The sequence below is a fragment of the Mycobacterium sp. NGS35 genome (genome assembly GCF_059812855.1).
In genome coordinates, this window is sequence record NZ_JCALDL010000008.1 from 130,615 (window position 1) to 155,115 (window position 24,501).

Below are 24,501 nucleotides of genomic sequence, written 5' to 3' on the forward strand. Positions count from 1 at the left end.
CATAGGCTGCCGTCCGGCGGTCGCGGCGGGTAGGGAAGAAAGACCCTTATTGACGAGGCTGAAGGGCGACCAAGTCGTCGGCGTGCACCACCGGGCGGCGCAGCTCCGGTGCCAGCTCCGAGGTGGAGCGCCCGATCATCGCGGCCAGCTCGGTGGCGTCGTAGGCCACGACGCCGCGCCCCACCACGGTTCCGTCGGGACCTTGTAGCTCCACTACGTCGCCGCCGAAGAACCGGCCCGCCACCGCGGTGATGCCCGCCGGCAGCAACGAGCGGCGCTGTTGGACCACCGCCCGCACCGCCCCGTGGTCCAGAGTGAGCGCGCCCGTGGTCTCGGCGGCGTAGCGCACCCAGAACCGGCGGGCTGACATGCGCGACCCGCGCGGCGCGAACACCGTGCCCACCGACGCGTCGGTGAGCGCCGTGCCGGCGTCGTCGGCGGCGGCCAGCAGCACCGGCACCCCAGCGTCCGACGCCAACAGCGCCGAGGACAGTTTGGACGCCATGCCGCCGGTGCCGAAGTGGTGGCCGCGGCCGGCCACCACGCCCTCGAGGTCGCCCGGCCCGGTGACTTCGGGGATGAACCGCGCGTTGCCTTTGCGAGGGTCCGAGTCGTATAGGCCGTCGACATCGGACAGCAGCACCAGCGCGTCGGCCCCGACCAGGTGCGCGACGAGCGCCGACAGCCGGTCGTTGTCGCCGAAGCGGATCTCGTTGGTGGCGACGGTGTCGTTCTCGTTCACGATCGCCACCGCGTGCAATGCCCGCAGCCTGTCCAGCGTTCGCTGGGCGTTGGTGTGTTGTACCCGCTGGGCGATGTCGTGGGCGGTGAGCAGCACTTGGCCCACGGTGCGGTTGTAGCGGGCGAACGCAGCGCTCCACGAGTTCACCAGCGCCACCTGACCGACGCTGGCCGCCGCCTGCTTAGTCGCCAAATCCGTTGGCCGCCTGGTCAATCCGAGCGGCTCCAGGCCGGCGGCGATGGCGCCCGAGGACACGATGACGACGTCGGAGCCGGCCTTCATCCGGGTTTCGATCGCGTCGGCGAGCCGGTCCAGCCGCGCCACGTCGAACATCCCGGTGGGCGTGGTCAGCGCCGTGGTGCCGATCTTGACGACGACGCGGCGCGCGGTGCGCACCGCCTCGCGGGCGCTCACGACGGTTCGCCCTGCCGGCGCTCACGCCGCGCGGCTTTGCGTTCGGCGGCCGAGATGCGCTCGGTCCTGTCGAGCCGGGCGTCGGTGCCGCGTCCGGAGGGCGTCACATCGACGCCGGCCGGGGTTTGCGGTTCCCAGTCGAACGTCACGTCGCCGATGGTCACCTCGCAACCCGGGGTGCCGCCCAGCCGCAGCAGCTCGTCCTCGACGCCCAGCCGGGCCAGCCGGTCACCGAGGTAGCCGACGGCCTCGTCGTTGTCGAAGTCGGTCTGGTTCACCCAGCGCTCGGGCCGGGCGCCGCGGACGACGAACGCTCCCGGGTGTTCGGGATCTTGTTCGACGGTGAAGCCGCTGTCGTCGACGGGCACCGGCCTGATCACCGGCCGCCGGGCTGGTGCGGCGGGATGGGCGGCACGGTACGCCGAGATCATGTCCCACAACGCAAACACCAACGGCCGCAGACCTTCTCGAGTAAGCGTGGACACTTCGAACACCGGCCAGCCGAAGCGGCGCTTGACTTCGTCGCGGACAAAGTCCGCCAGTTCCCGCGCCTCCGGCACGTCGATCTTGTTCAGCACGACCGCACGCGGCCGCTCGGACAAGTCAACGAGTGCCGAATCCACTTGCAGCGTAGGCGAATACGCGGCCAGCTCGGCTTCCAGTGCCTCGATGTCGGACACCGGATCACGACCGGGTTCCAAAGTGGCGCAGTCGACCACGTGAACCAGTACCGCGCAGCGCTCGATGTGCCGCAGGAATTCCAGGCCGAGTCCCCGGCCTTGCGACGCGCCGGGGATCAGCCCGGGCACGTCGGCGACAGTGAAGGAATGCTCACCGGCCGACACCACGCCGAGGTTGGGAGTCAGCGTGGTGAACGGGTAGTCGGCGATCTTGGGTTTGGCCGCCGACAGCACCGATACCAGCGACGACTTGCCCGCGGACGGGAAGCCGATCAGCCCGACGTCGGCGACAGTCTTGAGCTCCAGCGTCAGGTCGCGGGCCTGTCCCTTCTCGCCGAGCAACGCGAAGCCGGGCGCCTTCCGGGCGCGGGACGCCAGTGCCGCGTTGCCCAGCCCGCCGCGGCCGCCCTTGGCCGCCTCGAAAGTGGTGCCCGCGCCCACGAGGTCAGCCAACAGCCGGCCGTGCTCGTCGAGCACCACGGTGCCGTCGGGCACCTTCAGGTAGAGGTCGTCGCCGTGCGCGCCGTCGCGGTTGCCGCCTTGACCCTGCTTGCCGTTCGGAGCGGTGACGTGCGGGTGGAAATGAAAGTCCAGCAGCGTGTGCACTTGCGGATCGACCCGCAGATAGACACTGCCGCCGCGGCCGCCGTTGCCGCCGTCAGGTCCGCCGAGGGGCTTGAACTTCTCCCGGTGCACCGACGCACAGCCGTTGCCGCCGTTGCCGGCCCGCACATGGATCACGACGCGGTCGACAAACCTGGGCATCGGTGGTTCCTTTCACCGAGAAGTGACGTTCTGAAGAGGAAGCGCGCGAGGGCGGACCTGCAAAACGTCGCTCTCGGCGCGCGTCACTCCCCCGCGGGGACGATGCTGACCGTCTTGCGGCCGCGCTTCTCGCCGAACTGGACCGCACCCGCGGCCTTGGCGAACAGCGTGTCGTCGCCGCCGCGCCCGACGTTGACGCCGGGATGGAAGTGAGTGCCGCGCTGGCGGACCAGGATCTCGCCGGCCTTGACGATCTGGCCGCCGAACCGCTTGACGCCGAGCCGCTGTGCGGCTGAATCACGACCGTTACGTGAGCTGGAAGCGCCCTTCTTGTGTGCCATCTGTCGTCGCCTCCTGCTAGTTGATCCCGGTGACTTTCACGACGGTCAGCTGCTGGCGATGACCCTGCCGCTTGTGGTAGCCGGTCTTGTTCTTGAACTTGTGGATGCGGATCTTGGGGCCTTTGGTGTGCTCGAGCACCTCGCCGGTGACGGCGACGTTCGCGAGCTTGGCCGCGTCGGTGGTGACGTCTGAGCCGTCGACCACCAGCGCGACGGGCAGGCTCACCGTGGCGCCCGGCTCGGCATCCAGCTTCTCGACCTTGACCACGTCACCGGCCGACACCTTGTACTGCTTGCCACCGGTCTTCACGATCGCGTACGTCATCGGTCCTCTTTCTGGGCGCGCGCTACCCGTGGGGCGCGCGGGTCTGGGTTTCTGCCACCGCCCCGTGTGCTGACAGGGCCTGGCGACAACCCGTCAAGGGTACGTGACCAGCGAGTAAAGGGTCAAACCGCGTCGTTACGTCCGCTGAGGTTGTCGTAGCGACAGAATCGGGCTCTACGACAGCTCACCCATCGTGACTCGGCGGACCGGCGGGACGCGCCGCGGCCCGACGGGGCCTGCGGGCCACCGCACCTGACACCGGCGTGACGGCCGGGGAGTCGTCGCGGCCCTCCGAGTCCACGTCCGAATCCGCCCGCGAAACCTCGATCTCCAGATCATCGTCGAGGTCTTCGTCGTCCTCGTCGAGATCGACGTCGATATCGTCGTCCTCGTCCTCGTCGTCCTCGTCGTCTTCGTCCGACGCGTCCAGATCCTCGTCTTCGAGGTCTTCATCGGCGAGTTCGACCACGGCTTCTTCCAGCTCAGCGACCGATTCCGCGCTCTGCGAACCCTCGTCGTCGTCGCCGTCTTCGCTGCGGGCCGCCGCCATCGCCTTGAACAGCGGGTGCTCGCCCGGCGCATGCGCGGGCACCTTCGCGATCGCGGGCTCGTCGGCGCGGGCCTTGCGGGAACGCTTGCCACGCCGGCCGCCGCCTTCCTTGCGCGCCGGACTGGACTCCACCGGGTCCGTGTGCAGCAGGATCCCGCGGCCGCCGCAGTGCGGACAGGGCGTCGAGAACGCTTCGATCAGCCCGGTGCCCAACCGCTTTCGGGTCAGCTGCACCAGCCCCAGCGACGTCACCTCCGACACCTGGTGCCGGGTGCGGTCGCGGGCCAGCGCCTCGGTGAGCCGGCGCAGCACCAGGTCGCGGTTGGACTCCAGCACCATGTCGATGAAGTCGATCACCACGATGCCGCCGATGTCGCGCAGCCGCAGCTGTCGCACGATCTCCTCGGCCGCCTCCAGGTTGTTGCGGGTGACGGTCTCCTCCAGGTTGCCGCCCGAGCCGGTGAACTTGCCGGTGTTGACGTCGACGACCGTCATTGCCTCTGTCCGGTCGATCACCAGAGTGCCGCCCGAGGGCAACCACACCTTGCGGTCCATCGCCTTGGTCAGCTGCTCGTCGATGCGGTGCACGGCGAACACGTCAGGCCCGTCCGGCGACGCGGGCTCGTATTTGGTCAACCGCGGAAGTAAATCTGGCGCAACGGAATTGACGTAAGAATTGATGGTGTTCCAGGCCTCGTCGCCGGATACGACCAGCCTCGAGAAGTCTTCGTTGAACAGGTCGCGGATCACCTTGACCAGCACGTCGGGCTCTTCGTAGAGCGCCACCGCGGCGCCGGCGGCGTTGGCTTTGACCTCCTGGGCCTGGGCCTCGATCTGCTTCCAGCGCTCCTGCAGCCGGTTCACGTCCGCGCGGATGTCCTCTTCCTTGACGCCCTCCGACGCGGTGCGGATGATCACGCCCGCATCAGAGGGCACCACCTCGCGCAGGATCTCCTTGAGCCGCTGCCGTTCGGTGTCGGGCAGCTTGCGGCTGATCCCCGTCGACGACGCGCCCGGCACATAGACCAGGTAACGGCCGGCCAGCGACACCTGCGTGGTCAGCCGTGCGCCCTTGTGCCCCACCGGATCCTTGCTGACCTGGACGACGACGTAGTCACCGGGCCGCAGCGCCTGCTCGATCTTGCGGTTGGTGCCGCCCAAACCCGCTGCATCCCAATTGACTTCGCCCGCATACAGCACCCCGTTGCGGCCGCGGCCGATGTCGACGAACGCGGCCTCCATCGACGGCAGCACGTTCTGCACGATGCCGAGGTAGATGTTGCCGACCAACGAGACCGACGCCGCAGACGTGACGAAGTGCTCGACGAGCACGCCGTCCTCGAGCACAGCGATCTGCGTGTAGCGGGCGCCTTCATGAGGCGGCTCCGTGCGCACCTTGTCGCGCACCACCATCACCCGCTCGACGGCTTCGCGGCGGGCCAGGAACTCGGCCTCGGAAAGGATCGGTGGGCGACGGCGGCCCGCGTCGCGGCCGTCGCGGCGACGCTGCCGCTTGGCCTCGAGCCGAGTGGACCCGGTGATGCCCTGAATCTCGTTGTCGTCCTGGTCAGATTTGCCGGAACTGCGGGGAACACGTTCGTGGACAACGGTATTCGGCGGGTCGTCGGACGAGCCGTTGCCGGCGGAATCGTCGCCGGGTCCTGACCCGGCCTTGCGGCGGCGGCGACGGCGACGCCGCCGGGTCGTCCCCTCGGCCGCCGTCGATTCGTCGTCGCCGTTCTCGTCGTCGCCCTCGTCGGACTCCTCCCCGTCGGCCTCAGCCTCGGCCTCGCCGGAATCGCCGTCGTCGTCGGAATCCTCACCGCTGCCCTGCTCGCCGCGCCCACGTCCACGTCCGCGCCGCCCGCGGCGGCGCCGCCGGCTGGACGGCCGCTCGGACGGCTCGCCGTCGGCCGACTCGACGTCGTCGGACTCGTCCTCGTCCTCGTCGTCGTCCTGGTCGTCGGTGTCCTCGCGCTCGATCGGCTGCGGAGCGACGAACAGCGGCATGTAATCCGGCGGATCGTGCTGCCCGTCGTCGGGTACCGGAGTCAGCGCATCGACGCTGGACGGGTCCGGTGACACCTCCGGCGGTGCGCTGCTGTCGGGCTGATCAAGGATTTGGTCATCGTCGGCCACGTAATCTCCTAGAAGCCCCCGGGCGCGTCCACAGACGCGGCCACGCGAGGGCTATCGCTATGAACCCGGGCGCTGGTCCCGAGTGTTGTAGGTCTTCGCGCCGAGTGGCCCGGAAGCTCTCGGCACCTGGTGCGAATGACGGCTGTGACGGTCCGCGCCGCATCGCAGAGGCCGCGATCGTCGCGCTCGTCTAAGTCTTCATTCGGGTCGTCAGCACCGTGTGGCGCCGGCTACCCGCGCCCAGTATCCCATACGACCGCCAGCACACGGCCAACTGCTATCGATCCGGGAACCACAACGCGATTTCGCGGGCCGCGGACTCCGCGGAATCGGACCCGTGGACCAGGTTGTACTGCGTCTCCAGCGCGAAGTCGGCGCGGATACTGCCCGGTGCGGCCTTCTCGACCGGATCCGTGCCGCCGGCGATCTGCCGGAACGCCGCCACCGCCCGCGGGCCTTCGACGACCGCGGCCACCACGGGCCCCGAGGTGATGAACTCCAGCAGCGAATCGAAGAACGGTTTGCCGTCGTGTTCGGCGTAGTGCTGGCGGGCCAGCTCGTCGCTCACAGACCTCAGCTCCAGCGCCGCCAGCGACAGACCCTTGCGCTCGATGCGGCCGATGATCTCCCCCACCAGCCCGCGCTGGACACCGTCGGGCTTGATCAACACAAGGGTGCGCTCCACGGCGGCCAGATTAGTCGAGCCCGTCGGGCGGGGGCTGCTGGCCGGGCAGCAGCCCCCGCTGCTGGCGGCGCAACACCTCGGCGCGCAGGTAAGCCAGCAGCAGCCACACCGCGGTGAACAGCACGCCGATGAACCCGATTGCCGGATCCAAGAAGAACCCGGCCAGCAGCACCAGCTGCACCCCCAGGTTCAGCCAGATCGCCCAGCTGTGGCGCTGCAGCGCGGGCAACACCACGAGCACGGCCGCTACCGCGATCAAATACGTGCCGGTGCTCTCCAGCACTGAATGGCCGACCACCAGCACCACCGGAAGCGCGAGCAAGACCACCACCGCCTCCAGCAGCAGCACACCGGCCATCACGCCACGGAAGCTCTTCCACGGGTCGGGCTGCGTCACGCCGGGTCCTTTCCGAACAGCGTCCGGGCGGCACCCGCGGTGACCACCGATCCGGTGATCACCATGCCTGCCCCGGCGAAGCCGTCGTCGGCGCCGGCCTCCTCCACCAGCGCAGTGGCCGTCTCGATCGCGTCGACGAGTGTGGCCGCCCGCACCACGCGGTCGGGCCCGAAGCGCTCGACGGCCGCGTCGGTGAGCACGTCGATGTCAAGACCGCGCGGGGATCCGTTGTGGGTGACGACGATCTGGTCGAACGCCGGTTCCAGCGCCTCGAGAATGCCGGCGACGTCCTTGTCGGCCATCACTGCGACCACCCCGACCAGATAGCGGAAGTCGAACTCGCTCTGCAGCGTGTGCGCCAGTGCCGCTGCGCCGGCCGGGTTATGCGCCGCGTCCAGCAATACAGTCGGCGCCGAGCGGACACGTTCCAGCCGCCCGGGGCTCTTGACCGCGTTGAAGCCGGCGCGCACGGCGTCGACGTCGAGTTGGCGCTGCGCTCCGGCACCGAGAAACGCCTCCACCGCGGCCAGCGCGATCGCCGCGTTGTGTGCCTGATGCTCGCCGTGCAGCGGCAAGAAGATGTCGGAGTACACCCCACCCAAGCCCTGCAACGTCAGCAGCTGGCCCCCAACGGCGATTTGGCGCTCCAGCACCGCGAACTCCGAATCCTCCCGCGCCACAGCGGCATCCGCGCGCACGGTCTGCGCCAGCAGCACCTCCATTGCTGCAGGAAGTTGACGGCCGATCACGGCGACGGTGTCGGTGGGATCCAACGATTCCGGCTGGCGGGTGATGATGCCGGCCTTCTCGCTGGCGATCTCGGCGACGGAGTGACCCAGATAGTCGGTGTGGTCGATGCTGATCGGGGTGATGACGGCGACCGGCGCGTTGACCACATTGGTGGCGTCCCAGCGCCCGCCCATCCCCACTTCGATGACGGCGACGTCGACGGGCGCGTCGGCGAACGCTGCGAACGCCATCGCGGTGACCACCTCGAACTTGCTCATCGCCGGCCCGCCCGCCGCTTGCGACTGCGCGTCCACCATCTGCACGAACGGCTCGATCTCGCGGTACACCTCCACGTAGCGCGCCGGGGTGATCGGCTCGCCGTCGATCGCGATGCGTTCCACCGCCGACTGCAGATGCGGACTGGTGGTGCGGCCGGTGCGCCGGTTCAGCGCAGTCAACAACGCGTCGACGGTCCTGGCCACCGACGTCTTGCCGTTGGTGCCGGCGATGTGAATCGACGGGTAGCTGCGTTGCGGCGAGCCCAGCAGATCCATCAGCGCACTGATGCGGGCGAGACTGGGCTCGATCTTGGTCTCCGGCCAGCGCTGGTCCAGCAGATGCTCGACTTGAAGCAGTGCGGCAGCCTCGTCGGGGGTGGGATCGAGGCTCATCCGAGCGATGCGAGCCGGTTCGTAATGCGCTCGACCTCTTCCCGCGCGAACTGCTGACGGTTGCGGATCTTGTCGACGATGTCAGCCGGCGCCTTCGACAGGAACTGCTTGTTGTCGAGCTTGGCCGAGGTCTGCGTCAGCTCCTTTTGCGCTGCGGCCAAATCTTTTTCGAGCCTGCGCCGCTCGGCCTCGACGTCGACGGTCCCCGAGGTGTCCACTTCGACGGTCACGGTGCCGCCCGCGAGTCGCACCTCGACCGACGCTGAGGGCGTGAAGTCGCCCTTCGCCTCGGTCAGCCATGCCAGCGACGACACCGCCGACACTTGACCGGTCAGGTCGGCGGCGTCCACGCCCACCAGCCGCGCGGGCACCTTCTGGCGGTCGGCCAGCCCCTGGTCGCTGCGGAACCGGCGCACCTCAGTCACAAGCTTCTGCATGTCCGAAATCCGGCCTGCAGCAGAGGGATTCAGCACCCGGCCGGACGGCTTCGGCCACTCCGCAATCACCAGCGATTCGCCACCGGTGAGCGCCTTCCACAATGCCTCGGTAACGAACGGCATCACCGGATGCAGCAACCGCAGCAGCGTGTCGAGCACTTCCGCCAGCACGGCGGTGGTGTGGTAGATGCCTTCGGCCAGTTGGACTTTGGCCAATTCGACATACCAGTCGCAGAACTCGTCCCACGCAAAGTGGTACAGCGCTTCGCAGGCGCGGTTGAACTCGTAGCCGTCCAGCGCCGAATCGACCTCGGCGCGAACCTCTTCCATGCGGCCGAGAATCCAGCGGTCGGCGTCGGTGAGCCAGCCGTCGTCGGGCAGAGCAGCCGGGGCAGCACCATTGATCAACGCGAACCGGGTGGCATTGAACAACTTGGTGACGAAGTTGCGGGACGCCCTGGCATGGTCCTCGCCGATCGACAGGTCACCGCCCGGACTGGCACCGCGCGCCAGCGTGAAACGCAGCGCGTCGGCGCCGAACATCTCCACCCAATCCAGCGGATCGATGCCGTTGCCGCGCGACTTGCTCATCTTACGGCCGTACTCGTCGCGAATCAGCCCGTGCAGGAAGACATTCTCGAATGGGACCTGCGGACCGCGTTCGCCGCCGAGCGTGATCGCGTCGTCGTCGGCGACGAACATTCCGAACATCACCATCCGCGCAACCCAGAAGAACAGGATGTCGTAGCCGGTGACCAGCACGTCGGTGGGATAGAACGTGCGCAATTCGGGGGTGTGGTCGGGCCAGCCCATCGTCGAGAACGGCCACAGCGCAGAGCTGAACCAGGTATCGAGCACGTCGGGGTCCTGGTCCCAGCCCTGCGGCGGAGTCTCGTCGGGCCCCACGCACACCATTTGCCCCTCGGGCCCGTGCCAGATCGGGATGCGGTGACCCCACCACAGCTGGCGCGAGATGCACCAGTCGTGCATGTTGTCGATCCACGCGAACCAGCGGGATTCGAGGCTGGCCGGGTGAATCACGATGTCGCCGTTGCGAACTGCGTCACCGGCGGCTTTGGCCAGCGACTCGACCTTCACCCACCATTGCATCGACAGGCGCGGCTCGATCGGTTCGCCGCTGCGCTCGGAATGCCCGACGCTGTGGATGTAGGGCCGCTTCTCCTCGACGATGCGGCCCTGCTCGGCCAGCGCCTCGCGCACCTTGACCCTGGCCTCGAACCGGTCCATCCCGTCGAAAACCGTTCCGGTGTCGGCAATTCGGCCACGCGCGTCCATGATCGTCGGCATCGGCAGCTTGTGCCGCAGGCCGATCTCGAAGTCGTTGGGGTCGTGAGCCGGGGTGACTTTGACTGCGCCCGTGCCGAATTCGGGGTCGACGTGCTCGTCGGCGACGATCACCAGCTTGCGGTCGAGGAACGGGTGCGGCAGCGTGGTGCCCACCAGATCGCGGTAGCGCTCGTCCTCGGGATGCACCGCGATTGCGGTGTCGCCCAGCATTGTCTCGACCCGAGTGGTGGCGACGACGATGTGCGGCTCGTCGTCGCGAAGCGAGCCGTACCTGAACGAAACCAGCTCGCCCGGAATGTCTTCGTACTTGACCTCTAAATCCGAGATCGCAGTCTGCAGCACCGGCGACCAGTTCACCAGCCGCTCGGCCCGGTAGATCAGGCCCGCGTCGTAGAGCCGCTTGAAGATCGTGCGCACCGCCCGCGACAGGCCCTCGTCCATCGTGAACCGGTCGCGGGTCCAGTCGACACCGTCGCCCAGCCGCCGCATCTGCGCGCCGATGGTGCCGCCCGAGTCGTGCTTCCAGTCCCACACCTTCTGGATGAACAGCTCGCGGCCGAAGTCCTCTTTGGTCTTGCCGTCCGCCGCGAGCTGCTTTTCGACCACGCTTTGGGTGGCGATACCCGCGTGATCCATACCGGGTAGCCACAGGACCTCGTAGCCCTGCATGCGCTTGCGCCGGGTGAGCGCGTCCATCAGCGTGTGATCCAGCGCATGGCCCATGTGCAGGCTGCCCGTGACGTTAGGTGGCGGCAGCACGATCGAGTACGCGGGCTTTTTGCTGTGGGGGTCGGCGGTGAAGTACCCGGCGTCGACCCAGCTCTGGTACAGCTCGCTTTCAGCAGCGGCCGGATCCCATGCCCTGGGCAGGGCGTCGGCAGCCGGCGAAGTGGGTCGGGGGGTCACCGGTCAATTCTAGGAATGCCCGGTGACCCGGCGCGAAAGCGGCTACTGGGCGCGCAGGTGAAACCGCTGTCAGGCCAGGCGGACGGTCTCCAGTGACACACCCGCGCCCGGGAAGCGCGCCAGCAGCGCGTCACCCATCGCGGCGGCCGGCGTCAGCACACCGCGCAGCTCCGACAGCTTGTCGCGGTCGAATGCGAGCGCCAGAGCGCTCTCACCCAGCAGCACCGAGGTGGCCTTGTAGCCGGGGTCACCCTGCTGCGTCATCCTCGCCACGTACCGGGCGCCCGTCGTCGTGGTGCTGTAGGTCTCCACCTTGTAGTAGCCGCGTTCTCGGGCGGTCTCGCTGGGCCCGGTGCCCGGCTTCGGGACCACTCGCTCGACAAGCCGCTGCGGAAGGAATCGGAAGAACCGGCTGCCGAGGCCGGTTGCGACCGCCGTACCGCCCGTCGCGACCGCTGCCAGAACCGGCGCCACCGGCGACGTCCCGACGCTCATCACCTCGGAGTATCGGAACCGCCGGCCGTACGACCAGCCCATCAGCGCGTTACTGCGCCGCACAGTTCGGGTGTTGGGCAGCGCCATCACGAAGCCGGTGGTCCACAGGCCGGCGAGTTCGGGAGCGATGTCGCGGCCTCGGCGCAACGTGTTGTCCGGTTGTGCTCCCAGATCTGGTTCTGCGGGCCGGTCGGGCGAGAGCAGATACGGGTCGGCAAGCATGCGCCGCACTTCGGGGTTGGTCGACGAGTCGCGCATCACCTCGAGCATCGAGGCGATCGTTCCCCCCGACAGCCCCCCGGACATCCCGCGCAGCACGAACGTGGTGTCAGTCAATTCGCCGGTGCCGTCCTCGGCCGCCTTGCGGTAGAGGGCGTACACGGTCAGATCGGACGGTATCGAGTCGAAACCGCACGCGTGCACAATGCGCGCGCCGGTGTCGACGGCCTGCTTGTGGAACAGGTCGATGCTCTTGCGGATGAACTGCGGCTCGCCGGTGAGGTCGGCGTAGTCGGTGCCGGCTTCGGCGCAGGCTTCGACCAGCGGAAGGCCGTACTTCGCGTAAGGCCCGACAGTGGTGACGACGACGCGGGTACGCGCGGCCATCGCTTTCAGAGTGGACGGCTGCGACGCGTCGGCAGTCACCAGCGGCCACTCCTTCGCCGCTTCGCCGAGCGAGTCTCGGACCGCACGCAGCTTGTCGGTGGAGCGGCCCGCCAGCCCGATGCGAGCCCCCGAACCGGCGCTGGCCAGATACTGCGCGGTCAGCTTTCCGACGAACCCGGTGGCGCCGTACACGACGATGTCTAGTTCACGCTCCGCTGCGGTCATGTGTTGAAACTACAGTCGTGCCCATGCCGAGACGGGTCGTGGTGGTGGGAGCGGGCATCGCAGGGCTGGGGGCCGCGGTGGCGCTGCAGCGGCGCGGCTTTGACGTCGCGGTGGTCGAGGAACGCACTGACACCTCCAGCGGCGCCGGCATCAGCATCTGGCCCAACGCCCTTGCAGCGCTCGACCAGATAGGCCTCGGCGACGCAGTCCGTGCCGCCGGCGGCCGCGTCACCGCCGGCGCGATGCGCTGGCGCGACGGCACATGGGTGCGCCGCCCACATCGGGATCGGATGATCCGGGCGCTCGGCGAGCCGCTGGTGGTGATCCAGCGCGCTGCGCTCACACGCATCCTGGAGAACGCGCTGACCGAGGGCACGGTGCGCCGCGGCGTAGCGCTCACCGGTATTGAAGAAACCGCAGGTGGTGTCCGGTTGGCGCTGTCCGGCGGGACGGAGGACGCCGACGCGCTCGTCGGCGCCGACGGCACCCGCTCGCTGACCGCGCGCCACCTCAACGGTCCGCTCGCCGACACCTACACCGGGTACACCGCCTGGCGCGGGGTGGCGGACTGCTCGATCGACCCGGATCTGGCAGGCGAGACCATGGGCCCCGGCGTCGAATTCGGGCACGTTCCGATGGGTTCCGCGCACACGTACTGGTTCGCCACCGAACGCGCTACCGAAGGCGCGGCGGCCGCCGAGGGCGAGCTGGCCTATCTGCGCCGCAGATATTCGTCATGGGCGCAACCCATCCCGGACATCCTCGCCACCACGGATCCCGCGGTGGTGCTGCGCCACGACCTCTACGACCGCACCCCAGCGAAAGTATGGGCGAAAGGCCCGATCGTGCTCGTCGGCGACGCTGCGCATGCGATGCGCCCGCATCTGGGCCAGGGCGGCTGCCAAGGGCTGGAGGACGCCGCGATCCTCGCCGCGTTCGCCGGCAACGCCGACGATCTGACCGTCGCGTTCGCCCGATTCGCTGCGTTCCGCAAGCCGCGCGTCACGCCGCTGATCCGGGAATCGGCGGTGCTCGGGCGGATCGTCAACCTGCGCCCACCCATGCTCTCGGCCATCGCGACGCGTGCCAGCGTGCTGGTGCCCGAGGCCCTGGTGACCCGCCATCTCGCCGCGATCGCCTCCAGGGGCGCGTTCGCCATGCCCACCGACCGCGACGCGCAGCCGGCATGACGCACGCCGAGATGGGGCGTCCGTGTGGTCGGGGCGGCGGACCCCGGTGTCAGCGAACGGGGCCGCCCAAGACCTGCAGTGGAGCGGTGAGTGTGGTGCACAGCAGGTCGAGCCTGATCCCGGCCAGGCTGCCGACATTCTGGCAGCCGGTGGTCGCAGACACGGTGCGGACGGCCGGCGCCTGAGCGGTGCGATTCACGGCAGGCATGGGGCTGCCGGCGTAGGCGCCGCACTTCGGCCACGCACCGAGCCCCTGCGTGCGCAGCACGTTCTCGGCGACCCGGATCTGCTCTTCGCGGCTGGCGCCGGCCGGTGAGCCGACACCGCCGTTTGCCGTCCAGGTTGCCTGCTTGAACTGGAGACCGCCGAAGTGGCCGTTGCCGGAGTTGCTGGCCCAGTTGCCGCCCGACTCGCACTGCGCGATCGCGTCCCAGTTGACGGTGTCGGCGTGAGCGGTGGCGGTGGACAGTACCAGCGGCGCGCTCAGTAGTGCACCGGCGCAGGCGGCCATTGTGATCGTCTTGCGGATCCCCATCATCGCGGTCCCTTTCCCAAAGCCCCCGAAACATTGGTCGATGGGGTGATCGGGATCACATGGGCAGGTGTTACTCAGGAGACCGCTGATAAGAAATGTTTTTAAAGTTAAGAGATTTGCAAAAGAGGCGGGCGGTGTCGAAATTCTTCGACACCGCCCGCCTCTACAGCAGCGATTTCTCAGCCGCGCTTGCCGCACACCGGCCACGCGCCGAGCCCCTGCGAGCGCAGAACGTTCTCCGCGACCCGGATCTGCTCCTCGCGCGAGGCCTGCGCCGGCGAGCCGGTGCCGCCGTTGGCCCGCCAGGTGCTCGGCGTGAACTGCAGGCCGCCGGCATAGCCGTTGCCGGTGTTGATCGACCAGTTGCCGCCCGACTCACAAGCCGCGATGGCGTCCCAGTTCACGCTGTCCGCCTGCGCGGTCGCCGTCGACATCGCCAACGGTGCAGCGACGAGCCCGCCGGTGACGGCGGCCCCTGTAATCACCTTCGTGATCACCTTGCGGAGGTTGTTCACATCATTCCTTTCGCCAAGCGCGCGCCAAGGACGCCCGCCGAAGCGGACGTAAGCGCCCCAGGAGGGGCGGGGTGCTTCCTCGAATCGCGCCGTCTCGGTCAGGCGCGACAGGGAGACAAGATTCGTCTCACCGGGCCACGGTGTCCCGGTGGCCGACGGAGGCGACGCGATCAGTCGCAAGCCTCCCAGTGGCCCCACACACGCAGGTTCTGGTTTGAAATTGTTTTGCTCCGGTTACGAAGACAAATGGAAGTTACAAACGATCCGACAAAAAGTCACATCGCGAAATCGCCAATCTCGAACCGATAACGACGCGGTCACGGGAAGTGGCTCTCAGCGTCCTGCCAGGTCAGCCCGGCGTGTCTTAGAAACTCTCAGCCTCGGGTTCGCCCGTCGATTGGTGATCCGAATCACCAGCATTTTGTGAACTGGCTCACCGAATTCGGGGGTCGATATCCCCGTGAGATGCGGCCTGACGTGCTGTGATCCAAACCGGCGCTGTCGCATCAGGTGATATTGGTAACACTATTACCCGGCGGCGAAGACCGGACCATTGACGAATATGTCAATAAATGGCGGGCCCAGATAGGGCGCACAGATCGGTGCGTATCAGCGCAGCAGACGTAAATCCGCAGCGGAATTTACGTTGGTCAGCGGCCGGCTGTCGGCGACCACAATTCGCTGCGCGTCAACGGAATTCACCAACGCCGCCATACTGCGCTCGCCCGCGGCTACCAACTCGTTGATCCGCTCGACCAGCGACGTCCGGTATAGAGCCGCGAGAAAGTGGTCGCGGCCGTCCCACGGCAACACCACCTCCGCGGGAAGATCCTTCGACGACTCGATCAGCACGTCGATGAGCGCCGCGTCCAAGAAAGGCATGTCCACGGCGCAGACGAACGCCCACGGCACCCCGGCTTCGGCTGCGGCACGCAGTCCCCGGCCAGTGGCGAGGAGCGGGCCCACGCCGCGTACGTCGTCGCGTAACACGTCGGCGTCCACGTCCGGGATGCGCTGCCCCGGAGCGGCGATCACGAACACCGGCGAGCAGCGCTGCTTGACCACACTCACCACATGCTGCACCAGCGTGGTGCCCATGTACGGCAGTGTGGCCTTGTCGCGGCCCATCCGGCGGGAAGCGCCACCGGCCAGCACCACACCGGCCAGCGGCGAACCGAGATCAGTCAACAGTCCAGGTGTCGCGTCCCCGCAGCAGCGATTGCAGTGCTGCGGTGTCGTGCGGGGTGGCCGCCTTCGCGTCGCGTACCTGAGTTCGGACGCCGTCGTCGTAGGTGGGTCGCTGCACCTGCCGGAAGACACCCATCACGGTGTGTTCTAGGTCCTGGTCGCTCAGGCGCGACAGCGCGAAGGCGTAGCTGGGATCTTCGATGGACGGGTCGTGCACGACGATCTGGTCGACGGCCACATCGGCGGTCTTGGCCACCTCGAGGCCGAAGCCTGATTGCACGACGCAGTATTCGCCGTTGTTGCCGAAGGTGATCGGCTGGCCTGCCGTGAGGTTGATCAGCCGCTCCTCGGCGCCCTCTTTACGCAACAGGTCGAATGAGCCGTCGTTGAAGATCGGGCAGTCCTGCAGAATCTCGACGAACGAAGCGCCTCGATGCTGGGCCGCAGCCCGCAACACCGCGGAGAGCCCCTTGCGGTCGGAATCCAACGCGCGGCCCACGAACGTGGCTTCTGCTCCCAGTGCCACCGACACCGGGTTGAACGGCTGATCCAGCGAGCCCATCGGCGTGGACTTGGTGATCTTGCCGACTTCTGACGTGGGCGAATACTGGCCCTTGGTCAGCCCGTAGATCCGGTTGTTGAACAGCAGGATCGTGATGTTGACGTTGCGGCGCAGCGCGTGGATGAGGTGGTTTCCGCCGATCGACAGGGCGTCGCCATCACCGGTGACCACCCAGACCGACAGGTCGTCACGGGCCAAAGCCAGCCCGGTGGCCAGCGTCGGCGCGCGGCCGTGAATCGAGTGCAGACCGTAGGTTTCCAGGTAATACGGGAAGCGGCTGGAGCATCCGATGCCGCTGACGAACACCATGTTCTCGCGGCGCAGCCCCAGCTCCGGCAAGAAGTTGCGGATCGTGTTGAGGATGACGTAGTCGCCGCACCCCGGGCACCAGCGCACTTCTTGGTCGCTGGTGAAGTCCTTGGCCTTCTGCGGAACGTCGGTGGTGGGCACACCGCTGATCGCGGTCAGTCCCAGGTCTACACCGATCCCGGCCGGAGCCGCTCGGCCGGCGACATCCACATCAGTCATGCACTAGCTCCCGCTTACTCACCGACACGCTACCGTCAAACTTCGCGAATCTGGTCTTGTCTCTTTCTTTTTCAGCCAGTGACCCGTCGAGGGCGGAGTCGATGACGTCCTCGATTTCGTCGGCGAGGAACGCCATGCCCTGCACTTTGGTGACCGACTGCACGTCGACCAGGTACTTGCCGCGTAGCAGCAGCGCCAGCTGCCCGAGGTTCATCTCCGGGCAGACCACGGTGCGGTACCGGCGCAGCACATCGCCGAGATTGGCTGGGAACGGGTTGAGGTGGCGAAGGTGGGCTTGGGCAACCTTGATGCCGTTGCGACGAGCGCGCCTGCACGCCTCACCGATGGGCCCATAGCTGCTGCCCCAGCCGATCAGGAGCAACTCGGCGTCGCCGGTCGGGTCGTCCACTTCGACGTCGGGCACCGGGATGCCGTCGATCTTCGCCTGGCGCAACCGCACCATCAGGTCGTGGTTGGCCGGGTCGTAGGAGATGTTGCCCGACCCGTTCGCCGACTCCAGACCGCCGATACGGTGCTCGAGCCCGGGAGTGCCCGGAATCGCGAACTGGCGCGCCAACGTCTCGGGGTCGCGAGCGTAGGGCTGGAAGTCCTCGCCCGGCTGCGCCAGGTTGCGCTCGATCGGTGCGAAAGTGCTGACGTCTGGAATACGCCACGGTTCAGAGCCATTCGCGATCGCGCCGTCCGAGAGCAACAGCACCGGCGTGCGGTAGGTCAGCGCGATCCGCGCGGCCTCGATCGCGACGTCGAAGCAGTCCGATGGGGAGCGCGCGGCCAGCACTGCAACCGGCGACTCGCCGTTGCGCCCGAACAGCGCCTGCAGCAGGTCGGCCTGCTCGGTCTTCGTGGGCAAGCCCGTGGACGGACCGCCGCGCTGCACGTCGATGACCAGCAGCGGCAGCTCGGTCATCACCGCCAACCCGATAGCCTCTGACTTCAGCGAGATGCCGGGGCCCGAGGTGCTGGTGACGCCCAAGGCGCCGCCATACGATGCGCCGATTGCGGCACCGATTCCGGCGATCTCGTCTTCCGCCTGGAACGTGATGACGTCGAAGTTCTTGTGCTTGGAAAGTTCGTGCAGGATGTCCGACGCGGGCGTGATCGGATAGCTGCCCAGCACCACTTTGGTGCCGGCCAGCTGGCCGGCGACGATGATCCCGTAGGCCAACGCGGTATTGCCCGAAATCTGGCGGTACTCCCCTGGCTGGAGTTTGGCGGGCGCCACCTCGAAGGTGGTGCCGAAGGCCTCGGTGGTTTCGCCGTAGTTCCAACCGGCGCGCAGCGCCAGCACGTTGGCCTCTGCAACGTCGGGCTTGCGGGCGAACTTCTCGCGGATGAAGGTTTCCTGCGGCTCGATCTCGCGGCCGTACATCCAGGACAACAGGCCCAACGCGAACATGTTCTTTGCCCGCTGGCCGTCCTTCTTCGACGCGCCGATCTGTTCGACGGCCCCCAGCGTCAGCGTGGTCATCGGGACGGCATGCACAACGTAGTCGGACAGTTCCCCGGACTCCAGCGGATTCGCCTCGTAGCCGACCTTGGCGAGGTTGCGTTTGGTGAACTCGTCGGAGTTGGCAATCACCAGGCCGCCGCGCGGGAGGTCGCCGATGTTGGCTTTCAGCGCCGCCGGGTTCATCGCGACGAGAACATCGGGCCGGTCACCGGCGGTCAGGATGTCGTAGTCGGCGATCTGGATCTGGAACGACGAAACGCCGGGAAGCGTGCCTTGGGGTGCACGGATCTCGGCGGGGTAATTCGGTTGGGTGGCAAGGTCGTTGCCGAAGAGCGCGGCCTCAGAGGTGAACCGGTCACCGGTGAGCTGCATGCCGTCGCCGGAATCGCCGGCGAATCGGATGACGACCCTCTCGAGTTTTTGTCGCCCGTGAGGGCTGGCGCCGTTGCCGGTCGGCGTCACGACAGACCACCTTTCGCCCCAAGCCGCAAGGTTGATGTCACTGCTAGTACCGATTATGCACTTTCTTAGTGAACCCTTTACCTACGACGCACGCGTAATCGCCCATTGTGCTCACAAAAAAAGCAGCTCACGGGGTGCGACACTCGCGCAGCCACGAGAAAGTGTGGTTTTCGTCACGTCGTGTTTGAACGGTTTCTAAGAGATGTGCTTACTTGCGCAAGCACCAGAGCCGGGTCTGCGATAACGCCTTCCCGGCAGCGCCGCCAAACCTATGCTCATCGGTGATGAACCGGAACCTCCCGATGTGGCGGGTCAGCATCGCTGGCCTGGTTCCGATGGCAACAGCCTCCGCCGCGTCGCCGGGTATCCCCGGGACACTGTTCAGCTCCGTCCGAGCGGCGCTGCGGCGACCCCGCGCCCGCGTCCCAGCACTCGTCGACGCACCCGACGCGGCCTACGACATCCCGTTGAACACCCCGGCGCCGCCGCTCGAGACGGCGCCGAAGCAGGCGCTGGGCAGCGCTTCGGTGGGTGCGTTCCCCACCGGAGTTGCGGTCAGTCCGGACGGTAACCGCGTATACGTCGTCAACACCGGTGACGACTCCGTGTCGGTGATCGACGCCGAAAGTGGAATGGCGGCCCTGACGATCGCCGTCGGGCGCGCACCCTACGGGATCGCGCTGAGCGCCGACGGCCGGAATGCTTACGTGGCGAACGCGGCAAGCGATTCCGTGTCGGTCATCGACACGCAGATCCAGGCGGTGACGGCGACGATCGCGGTGGGCTCGAACCCCTACGGCGTCGCGGTGTCCCCCGACTCCGAGCGGGTGTTCGTGACGAACCAGGGTGACGGCACGCTGACGGTCATCGATGCCGCCAGCTCGACGATTCGCCTGGGCGGCGCACCGACCGGCGTGGCCGTCAGCCCGGACAGCCGCGAGCTGTATGTGGTCGACAACGCCCGTGACCGGTTACTGGTCGTGGATGCGGACGTGGGGATCGTGGTCGGGACCATTCCGGTGGGCAAGCATCCCGCGCAGGTCGCCGTCACTCCTGACGGCAGCCAGGCTTTCGTCACCAACGCCGGCGGCGGTTCGGTGTCGGTGATCGACCTCAGAAGGCCGGCGGTGACAGAAACCATTCCCGTCGAGGCGCACCCGATCGGGGTGGCGGTGGACGCCTGCGGGCGATTCGCCTACGTGACCGCGCTCGACGCTTCCCGGCTCACCGGCACGGTGACGATCGTCGACATCGCGACCGGCGCGACGAACGTCGTGAGTGCGGGCGCGCCCTACGGTGTCGCGCCCGACCCGTCCGGTGACTACGCGTACGTCACCGACATCCGTTGCCACACCGTGTCATTGATCGACGTCGCCGAATCCGGCGGTCCCGGCAGTACGCGGGTCGAGCGAACGGCGCCGTCGCGGCGCGACGGCAAGGTTCGCGTGATCGAGTTCGACCGCGGCAGGTGCGGCGTCACCACCGACCCGAATGCGGGGCGCGCCTTCGTGGTTCGCAGTGACGACGACCTCGTCGAGGTGGTGGGGGCCTGCGGCACCACCGCGGTGGTGCCGGTGGGCCGCTACCCGTCGGCGCTGGTGCTGAGCCGCGACCGCAGCCGCGCGTACGTCACCAACCACCAGGACGGCACGCTGTCGGTCGTCGACACCGTCCGCGACAGCGACAGGTGCCACACGGTCGTCGCCACACTCGAGGTCGGCCGGTGCTGGTCCACCGGCGTGGTGCTCAGCACTGACGGCAGTCGCGCCTACGCGGTCGACGAAGTGGACGGCCGCCTGTCGGTGATCGACACCGACGCCCAAAGCCCCACCCGCGACTCAGTGATCGGCCACATCGAGCTCGGCTGTCCGCCCACGGCACTTCAGGTCGCTCCAAACCAGCGATGGGTGTATGCGATCAACCAGTTCGACCGTGCGGTATGGGCTCTGCATATCGCCACCGGCCGAGTCGCGGCCATCCCGCTGCCGTCTCAACCGTATCGAATCACCATGGCGCCCAACGGGTTACGCCTGTATGTGAGCCTGCACGACGACGGATCGGCCTGTGTTGTCGACACCGACCCGACAAGCGCCGGCTACCACCAGGTGATCGCCCGCCTGCGGCTCGGCGGCCATCTGCCCGACCCGGTGTTCACCCCCGCGGGTTCGCGCGCCTACATCGTGAAGTCCGACGCAAATGCGGTGGCGGTCATCGACACTGTAACCAGTTCTGTCAAAGACGTTGCGGTGGGCCAGTATCCGTGGGACGTGGCGGCCAGCCCCGATGGCCGTCGCGCGTACGTCGCCAACTATCTCGACGATTCGCTGGCGGTCATCGGCTCGGCAACCGATGCCGTCGCCCGAACGTTGTCCGTCGGTGCGCGCCCGTGCCGTGTTGCGGTCGACGCCGACGGGACCCGGGCGTTCGTCGTCAACAGCCGGGACAACTCCCTGTCGGTGATCGATACGGGCAGAACCGCGGTCGCCACCACAATCGCGGTGGGCCGCAGACCATTCGACGTCGACGTGAGCGCTGACGGCAGGCGTGCGTTCGTGCATGACCGCGACGGCATGTCACTGCTGTCGCTCTAGGCGCTCAGCCCAGGTGCACGCCCCAGCCGAACACCCGCGACGTCAGCAGCACCAGTCCCAGCGACACCGACGCGACCACCACCAGCCCGATCACCGCCACCACCAGTGGCCGCCAGCCGGTGCGGGCCAGCTCCCGCAAGTTCGTGTTGAGCCCGACACCGGCGAACGTCAGCAGGAAGGCCCACTTGGACACGTTGGCCAGGTTGGTGGTCTGCCCTTTGGTCAACCAGCCCGCGGTGGCGATCGCCGACACCGCCAGGAAGCCGAGCACGAACTTCGGGAACTTCTTCCAGACGAACAGCGCCTTGGCCTTGACGCCCGGAGCGAGTTCGTCGGCCTCACCGCGCGACGCCCAGTAGAGGGCGAATCCCAAGACCACAAACCCGATCAGCGCGTTGCGGGTGGATTTCACCAGCACCGCGATCTTGCCGGCCTCGTCGGAGAACAGGTATCCGGTGGCGGTGGTTTCGGCGGTGTTGTCGACCGCTAAGCCCGCCCACAGCCCGAACTCCTGGTCGGTCAGTCCGAGCGCATGCCCCAGCGGCGGCAGCGTGAACAGTCCGACGGCGCCCAGGGCCAGGATCGCTGCGATCGCATATCCGGCCTCGGTGTTGCGGGCCCGGATGGCGCCTTTGGACGCGATGATCGCCGACACCCCGCAGATCGAAGTGCCGACGGCAAGCAGCGAACCGAGCTTGCCAGACAGTCCGAATAGCCGGGCCGCGGCCAGGATGATGCCGCCGGCGACCGTCATGTCGACCAGGATCTGGATCAAGCTCAGACCGCCGAGTTTGACGACGTCGCCGAGGACGAAACGCGCGCCCAGCGCGACGATGCCGATCTTGAGCCAGAACTCGTAGGTCGCCACACCCGGCCGGAAGATGCGGTGCAGGCCGACAGTGTTGGTGATCAACAGCCCAAAGACGATGGCCCACAACACGTATTCGATGTCAGGCACGGTCCAGTGCTGGTGGCGCGCGAGCGCGTTCCACCCCACCTGGGCGTATTTGCCCAGCAGGCCGATCGCGATCAGCAGCAGCACCCCGGGCACGTAGTCGAGCACATTGCGAGCCGGGAAGGTCGGCTCCGGTGTCTCGGTGTCGGGTTCGGTGTGGACGGCGCTCATCTCGCTCACCACGGGATCTTCGGCAGCACGTCGGCGACCGCCAGGATCACGATCACGCCGGCCACGATCGTCGCGCACCAGTCGACGCCGAGTTTCTTCACCCTATGCTCACTCATGGCCGACATGCTGACCCCGGTCAGCGCTGGTTGCCTAGAGATTCGATCCGCCTGAGCGCAGCATCGGCGCGTTTGCCCGCGAAACAACCCGCCGGAGGGCATGCTGAGCGCCGATGCTCGTTTCAGGCGAAGGAAGGCCGCTCCGATGAGTCGATTCACCACGACGATGTACCGGAATGCCCGCCTCAGCTCGCACGGGCTGGTCACCGGGGAACCGCACGCACCGCTTCGGCAAAGCTGGTGGCAGGTGCACGAACGCGCCCGCCGAATAGCCGGCGGCCTCGCCGCCGCCGGGGTGAGCCGTGGCGACGCCGTGGGTGTACTCGCCGGCGCTCCGGTCGAGATCGCGCCGACTGCCCAGGGCGTATGGATGCGCGGTGCCAGCTTGACGATGCTGCACCAGCCGACGCCGCGCACCGATCTCGCACTGTGGGCACAGGACACCACCCGGGTCATCGACATGATCGCCGCCAAGGTCGTAGTGATCTCCGAGCCGTTTTTGGCCGCGGCACCGGTGCTGACGGCTCACGGCGTCACCGTGCTGACCATCGAGGAGCTACTCGCTGCCGATCCGATCGACCCCGTCGACACCGACGAAGACGACATCGCGCTGATGCAACTGACGTCCGGGTCGACGGGCCATCCGAAGGCCGTTCAGATCAGCCACCGCAACATCTACTCCAACGCCGAGGCCATGTTCGTCGCCGCGGAATACGACCTCGACCACGACGTGATCGTCAGCTGGCTGCCGCTGTTCCACGACATGGGCATGACTGGATTCCTCGCAGTGCCAATGTATTTCGGCGCCGAACTGGTCGTGGTCACCCCGATGGACTTCCTGCGCGACATCTTGTTGTGGGCACGGCTCATCGACAAGTACAAGGGCACGATGACGGCTGCGCCGAACTTCGCCTACGTGCTGCTGGCCAAGCGGCTGCGCAAACAGGCCAAGCCCGGCGACTTCGACCTGTCCTCGCTGCGGTGGGCGCTGTCGGGCTCCGAGCCTGTCGAACCTGCCGACGTCGAAGACCTGATCGAGGCGGGCAAACCGTTCGGCCTGCGTCCGGAGGCGATCCTGCCCGCGTACGGGATGGCCGAGTCGACGGTCGCGGTGTCGTTCTCCGAGTGTGGCGGCAGCCTGGTGGTCGACGAGGTCGATGCGGATCTGCTCGCCGTGCTGCGTCGCGCCGTTCCCGCCAGCGGCGGCCGCACCGTCCGTTTGGCCACGCTCGGCCCGCTGCTGAAGGGATTGGAGGCCCGGGTCGTCGACGAAGACGCCAATCTGCTGCCGCCACGAGCGGTCGGCGTCATCGAATTGCGCGGCGAGCCGCTGACTACCGGCTACATCACGACGGCGGGCTTCGTGTCGGCCCAGGACGATCAGGGCTGGTACAACACCGGCGATCTCGGTTACCTGACGGAAAACGGCCACATCGTCGTCTGCGGGCGAGTCAAGGACGTCATCATCATGGCGGGCCGCAGCGTCTACCCCACGGACGTGGAGCGTGCGGCCTGCCGCGTCGACGGCGTCCGCCCGGGCTGCGCGGTGGCGGTACGGCTGGACGCCGGCCGCTCCCGGGAGACGTTCGCGGTGGCCGTCGAGTCGAACGCCTGGGAGGACGCCGCGGAGGTCCGCCGCATCAAGCATGCGGTGGCTCATGCCGTGGTAGCCGAAATCGGCGTGCGTCCCCGCAACGTCGTCGTGCTCGCGCCCGGCATGATCCCGAAGACGCCGTCGGGCAAGCTGCGTCGTGCGCACGCGCTCGCGCTGGTGAACTGAGCTGTTCGTTAGATTTGAGACG

At 67.6% G+C, this 24,501-nt stretch carries 17 protein-coding genes and 2 pseudogenes; 3 read left to right on the top strand and 16 right to left on the bottom strand.

Features of this window, described 5'->3' with window-relative positions; translation table 11 throughout:
• Positions 1–46: 46 nt before the first annotated feature.
• The 10 genes and pseudogenes from proB to AC5Y4C_RS14840 all read right to left on the bottom strand — a co-directional run bounded on the left by proB (position 47) and on the right by AC5Y4C_RS14840 (position 12,415).
• A complete protein-coding gene (gene proB / locus AC5Y4C_RS14795; RefSeq protein ID WP_499911237.1) occupies positions 47–1,156 on the bottom strand; it encodes a glutamate 5-kinase in 1,110 nt (369 codons plus the stop codon).
• Positions 1,153–2,601 (bottom strand): GTPase ObgE, encoded by a 1,449-nt coding sequence (obgE, locus tag AC5Y4C_RS14800; RefSeq protein WP_499963771.1) that lies wholly within the window; start codon positions 2,599–2,601, stop codon positions 1,153–1,155. The genes proB and obgE overlap by 4 nt, the downstream gene beginning before the upstream one ends.
• Positions 2,602–2,684: 83 nt before the next feature.
• Positions 2,685–2,942 (bottom strand): 50S ribosomal protein L27, encoded by a 258-nt coding sequence (gene rpmA / locus AC5Y4C_RS14805; RefSeq protein WP_499911241.1) that lies wholly within the window; start codon positions 2,940–2,942, stop codon positions 2,685–2,687.
• A gap of 16 nt (positions 2,943–2,958) precedes the next feature.
• Entirely contained in the window at positions 2,959–3,267 is a 309-nt protein-coding gene (gene rplU / locus AC5Y4C_RS14810; RefSeq protein ID WP_499911243.1) for a 50S ribosomal protein L21, read from the bottom strand.
• Between the two features lie 184 nt (positions 3,268–3,451).
• A pseudogene (rne, locus tag AC5Y4C_RS14815) lies at positions 3,452–5,983 on the bottom strand (ribonuclease E); the annotation flags it as partial.
• A 250-nt stretch (positions 5,984–6,233) separates the two neighbouring features.
• Positions 6,234–6,641, bottom strand: coding sequence for a nucleoside-diphosphate kinase (ndk, locus tag AC5Y4C_RS14820; protein WP_499911245.1), 408 nt, complete (start codon positions 6,639–6,641; stop codon positions 6,234–6,236).
• Positions 6,642–6,651: 10 nt separating this feature from the next.
• Positions 6,652–6,999 carry a DUF4233 domain-containing protein gene (locus tag AC5Y4C_RS14825; RefSeq protein ID WP_499963846.1) on the bottom strand — a complete coding sequence of 116 codons (348 nt, stop codon included), beginning with the start codon at positions 6,997–6,999 and terminating at the stop codon, positions 6,652–6,654.
• Positions 7,000–7,034: 35 nt separating this feature from the next.
• Complete coding sequence (folC, locus tag AC5Y4C_RS14830; RefSeq protein ID WP_499963769.1) at positions 7,035–8,438, bottom strand: bifunctional tetrahydrofolate synthase/dihydrofolate synthase; 1,404 nt, start codon at positions 8,436–8,438, stop codon at positions 7,035–7,037.
• Positions 8,435–11,089 carry a valine--tRNA ligase gene (locus AC5Y4C_RS14835; RefSeq protein ID WP_499963767.1) on the bottom strand — a complete coding sequence of 885 codons (2,655 nt, stop codon included), beginning with the start codon at positions 11,087–11,089 and terminating at the stop codon, positions 8,435–8,437. The genes folC and AC5Y4C_RS14835 overlap by 4 nt, the downstream gene beginning before the upstream one ends.
• 69 nt (positions 11,090–11,158) lie before the next feature.
• Complete coding sequence (locus AC5Y4C_RS14840; RefSeq protein WP_499963765.1) at positions 11,159–12,415, bottom strand: saccharopine dehydrogenase family protein; 1,257 nt, start codon at positions 12,413–12,415, stop codon at positions 11,159–11,161.
• Between the two features lie 23 nt (positions 12,416–12,438).
• On the opposite strand from AC5Y4C_RS14840, the gene AC5Y4C_RS14845 reads away from it, so the two are divergent.
• Complete coding sequence (locus AC5Y4C_RS14845) at positions 12,439–13,605, top strand: FAD-dependent oxidoreductase (protein WP_499963763.1); 1,167 nt, start codon at positions 12,439–12,441, stop codon at positions 13,603–13,605.
• 49 nt (positions 13,606–13,654) lie between these two features.
• On the opposite strand, the gene AC5Y4C_RS14850 is transcribed toward AC5Y4C_RS14845, so the two are convergent.
• The 5 genes and pseudogenes from AC5Y4C_RS14850 to AC5Y4C_RS14870 form a co-directional block, all read right to left on the bottom strand.
• A complete protein-coding gene (locus tag AC5Y4C_RS14850) occupies positions 13,655–14,140 on the bottom strand; it encodes a transglycosylase family protein (RefSeq protein WP_499963761.1) in 486 nt (161 codons plus the stop codon).
• Positions 14,141–14,319: 179 nt separating this feature from the next.
• Positions 14,320–14,553: pseudogene (locus AC5Y4C_RS14855) on the bottom strand (transglycosylase family protein); the annotation flags it as partial.
• A 711-nt stretch (positions 14,554–15,264) separates the two neighbouring features.
• Entirely contained in the window at positions 15,265–15,843 is a 579-nt protein-coding gene (gene mobA, locus AC5Y4C_RS14860) for a molybdenum cofactor guanylyltransferase (protein WP_499963759.1), read from the bottom strand.
• Positions 15,836–16,933: a 2-oxoacid:ferredoxin oxidoreductase subunit beta gene (locus AC5Y4C_RS14865; RefSeq protein WP_499948622.1), complete on the bottom strand. Its 1,098-nt coding sequence runs from the start codon at positions 16,931–16,933 to the stop codon at positions 15,836–15,838. The genes mobA and AC5Y4C_RS14865 overlap by 8 nt, the downstream gene beginning before the upstream one ends.
• Positions 16,926–18,866, bottom strand: a complete 1,941-nt coding sequence (locus AC5Y4C_RS14870) for a 2-oxoacid:acceptor oxidoreductase subunit alpha (protein ID WP_499908734.1) — start codon at positions 18,864–18,866, stop codon at positions 16,926–16,928. The genes AC5Y4C_RS14865 and AC5Y4C_RS14870 overlap by 8 nt, the downstream gene beginning before the upstream one ends.
• 284 nt (positions 18,867–19,150) lie before the next feature.
• Here AC5Y4C_RS14870 and AC5Y4C_RS14875 point away from each other — a divergent pair, with 284 nt between their 5' ends.
• Entirely contained in the window at positions 19,151–21,457 is a 2,307-nt protein-coding gene (locus AC5Y4C_RS14875) for a YncE family protein (RefSeq protein WP_499948625.1), read from the top strand.
• A 4-nt stretch (positions 21,458–21,461) separates the two neighbouring features.
• Here AC5Y4C_RS14875 and AC5Y4C_RS14880 read toward each other — a convergent pair whose 3' ends face one another.
• Positions 21,462–22,595 (bottom strand): YeiH family protein, encoded by a 1,134-nt coding sequence (locus AC5Y4C_RS14880; protein ID WP_499948626.1) that lies wholly within the window; start codon positions 22,593–22,595, stop codon positions 21,462–21,464.
• Positions 22,596–22,844: 249 nt separating this feature from the next.
• Between AC5Y4C_RS14880 and AC5Y4C_RS14885 the strand changes: the two genes are divergently transcribed.
• Positions 22,845–24,479 (top strand): fatty acyl-AMP ligase, encoded by a 1,635-nt coding sequence (locus AC5Y4C_RS14885; RefSeq protein ID WP_499963757.1) that lies wholly within the window; start codon positions 22,845–22,847, stop codon positions 24,477–24,479.
• Positions 24,480–24,501 lie beyond the last annotated feature (22 nt).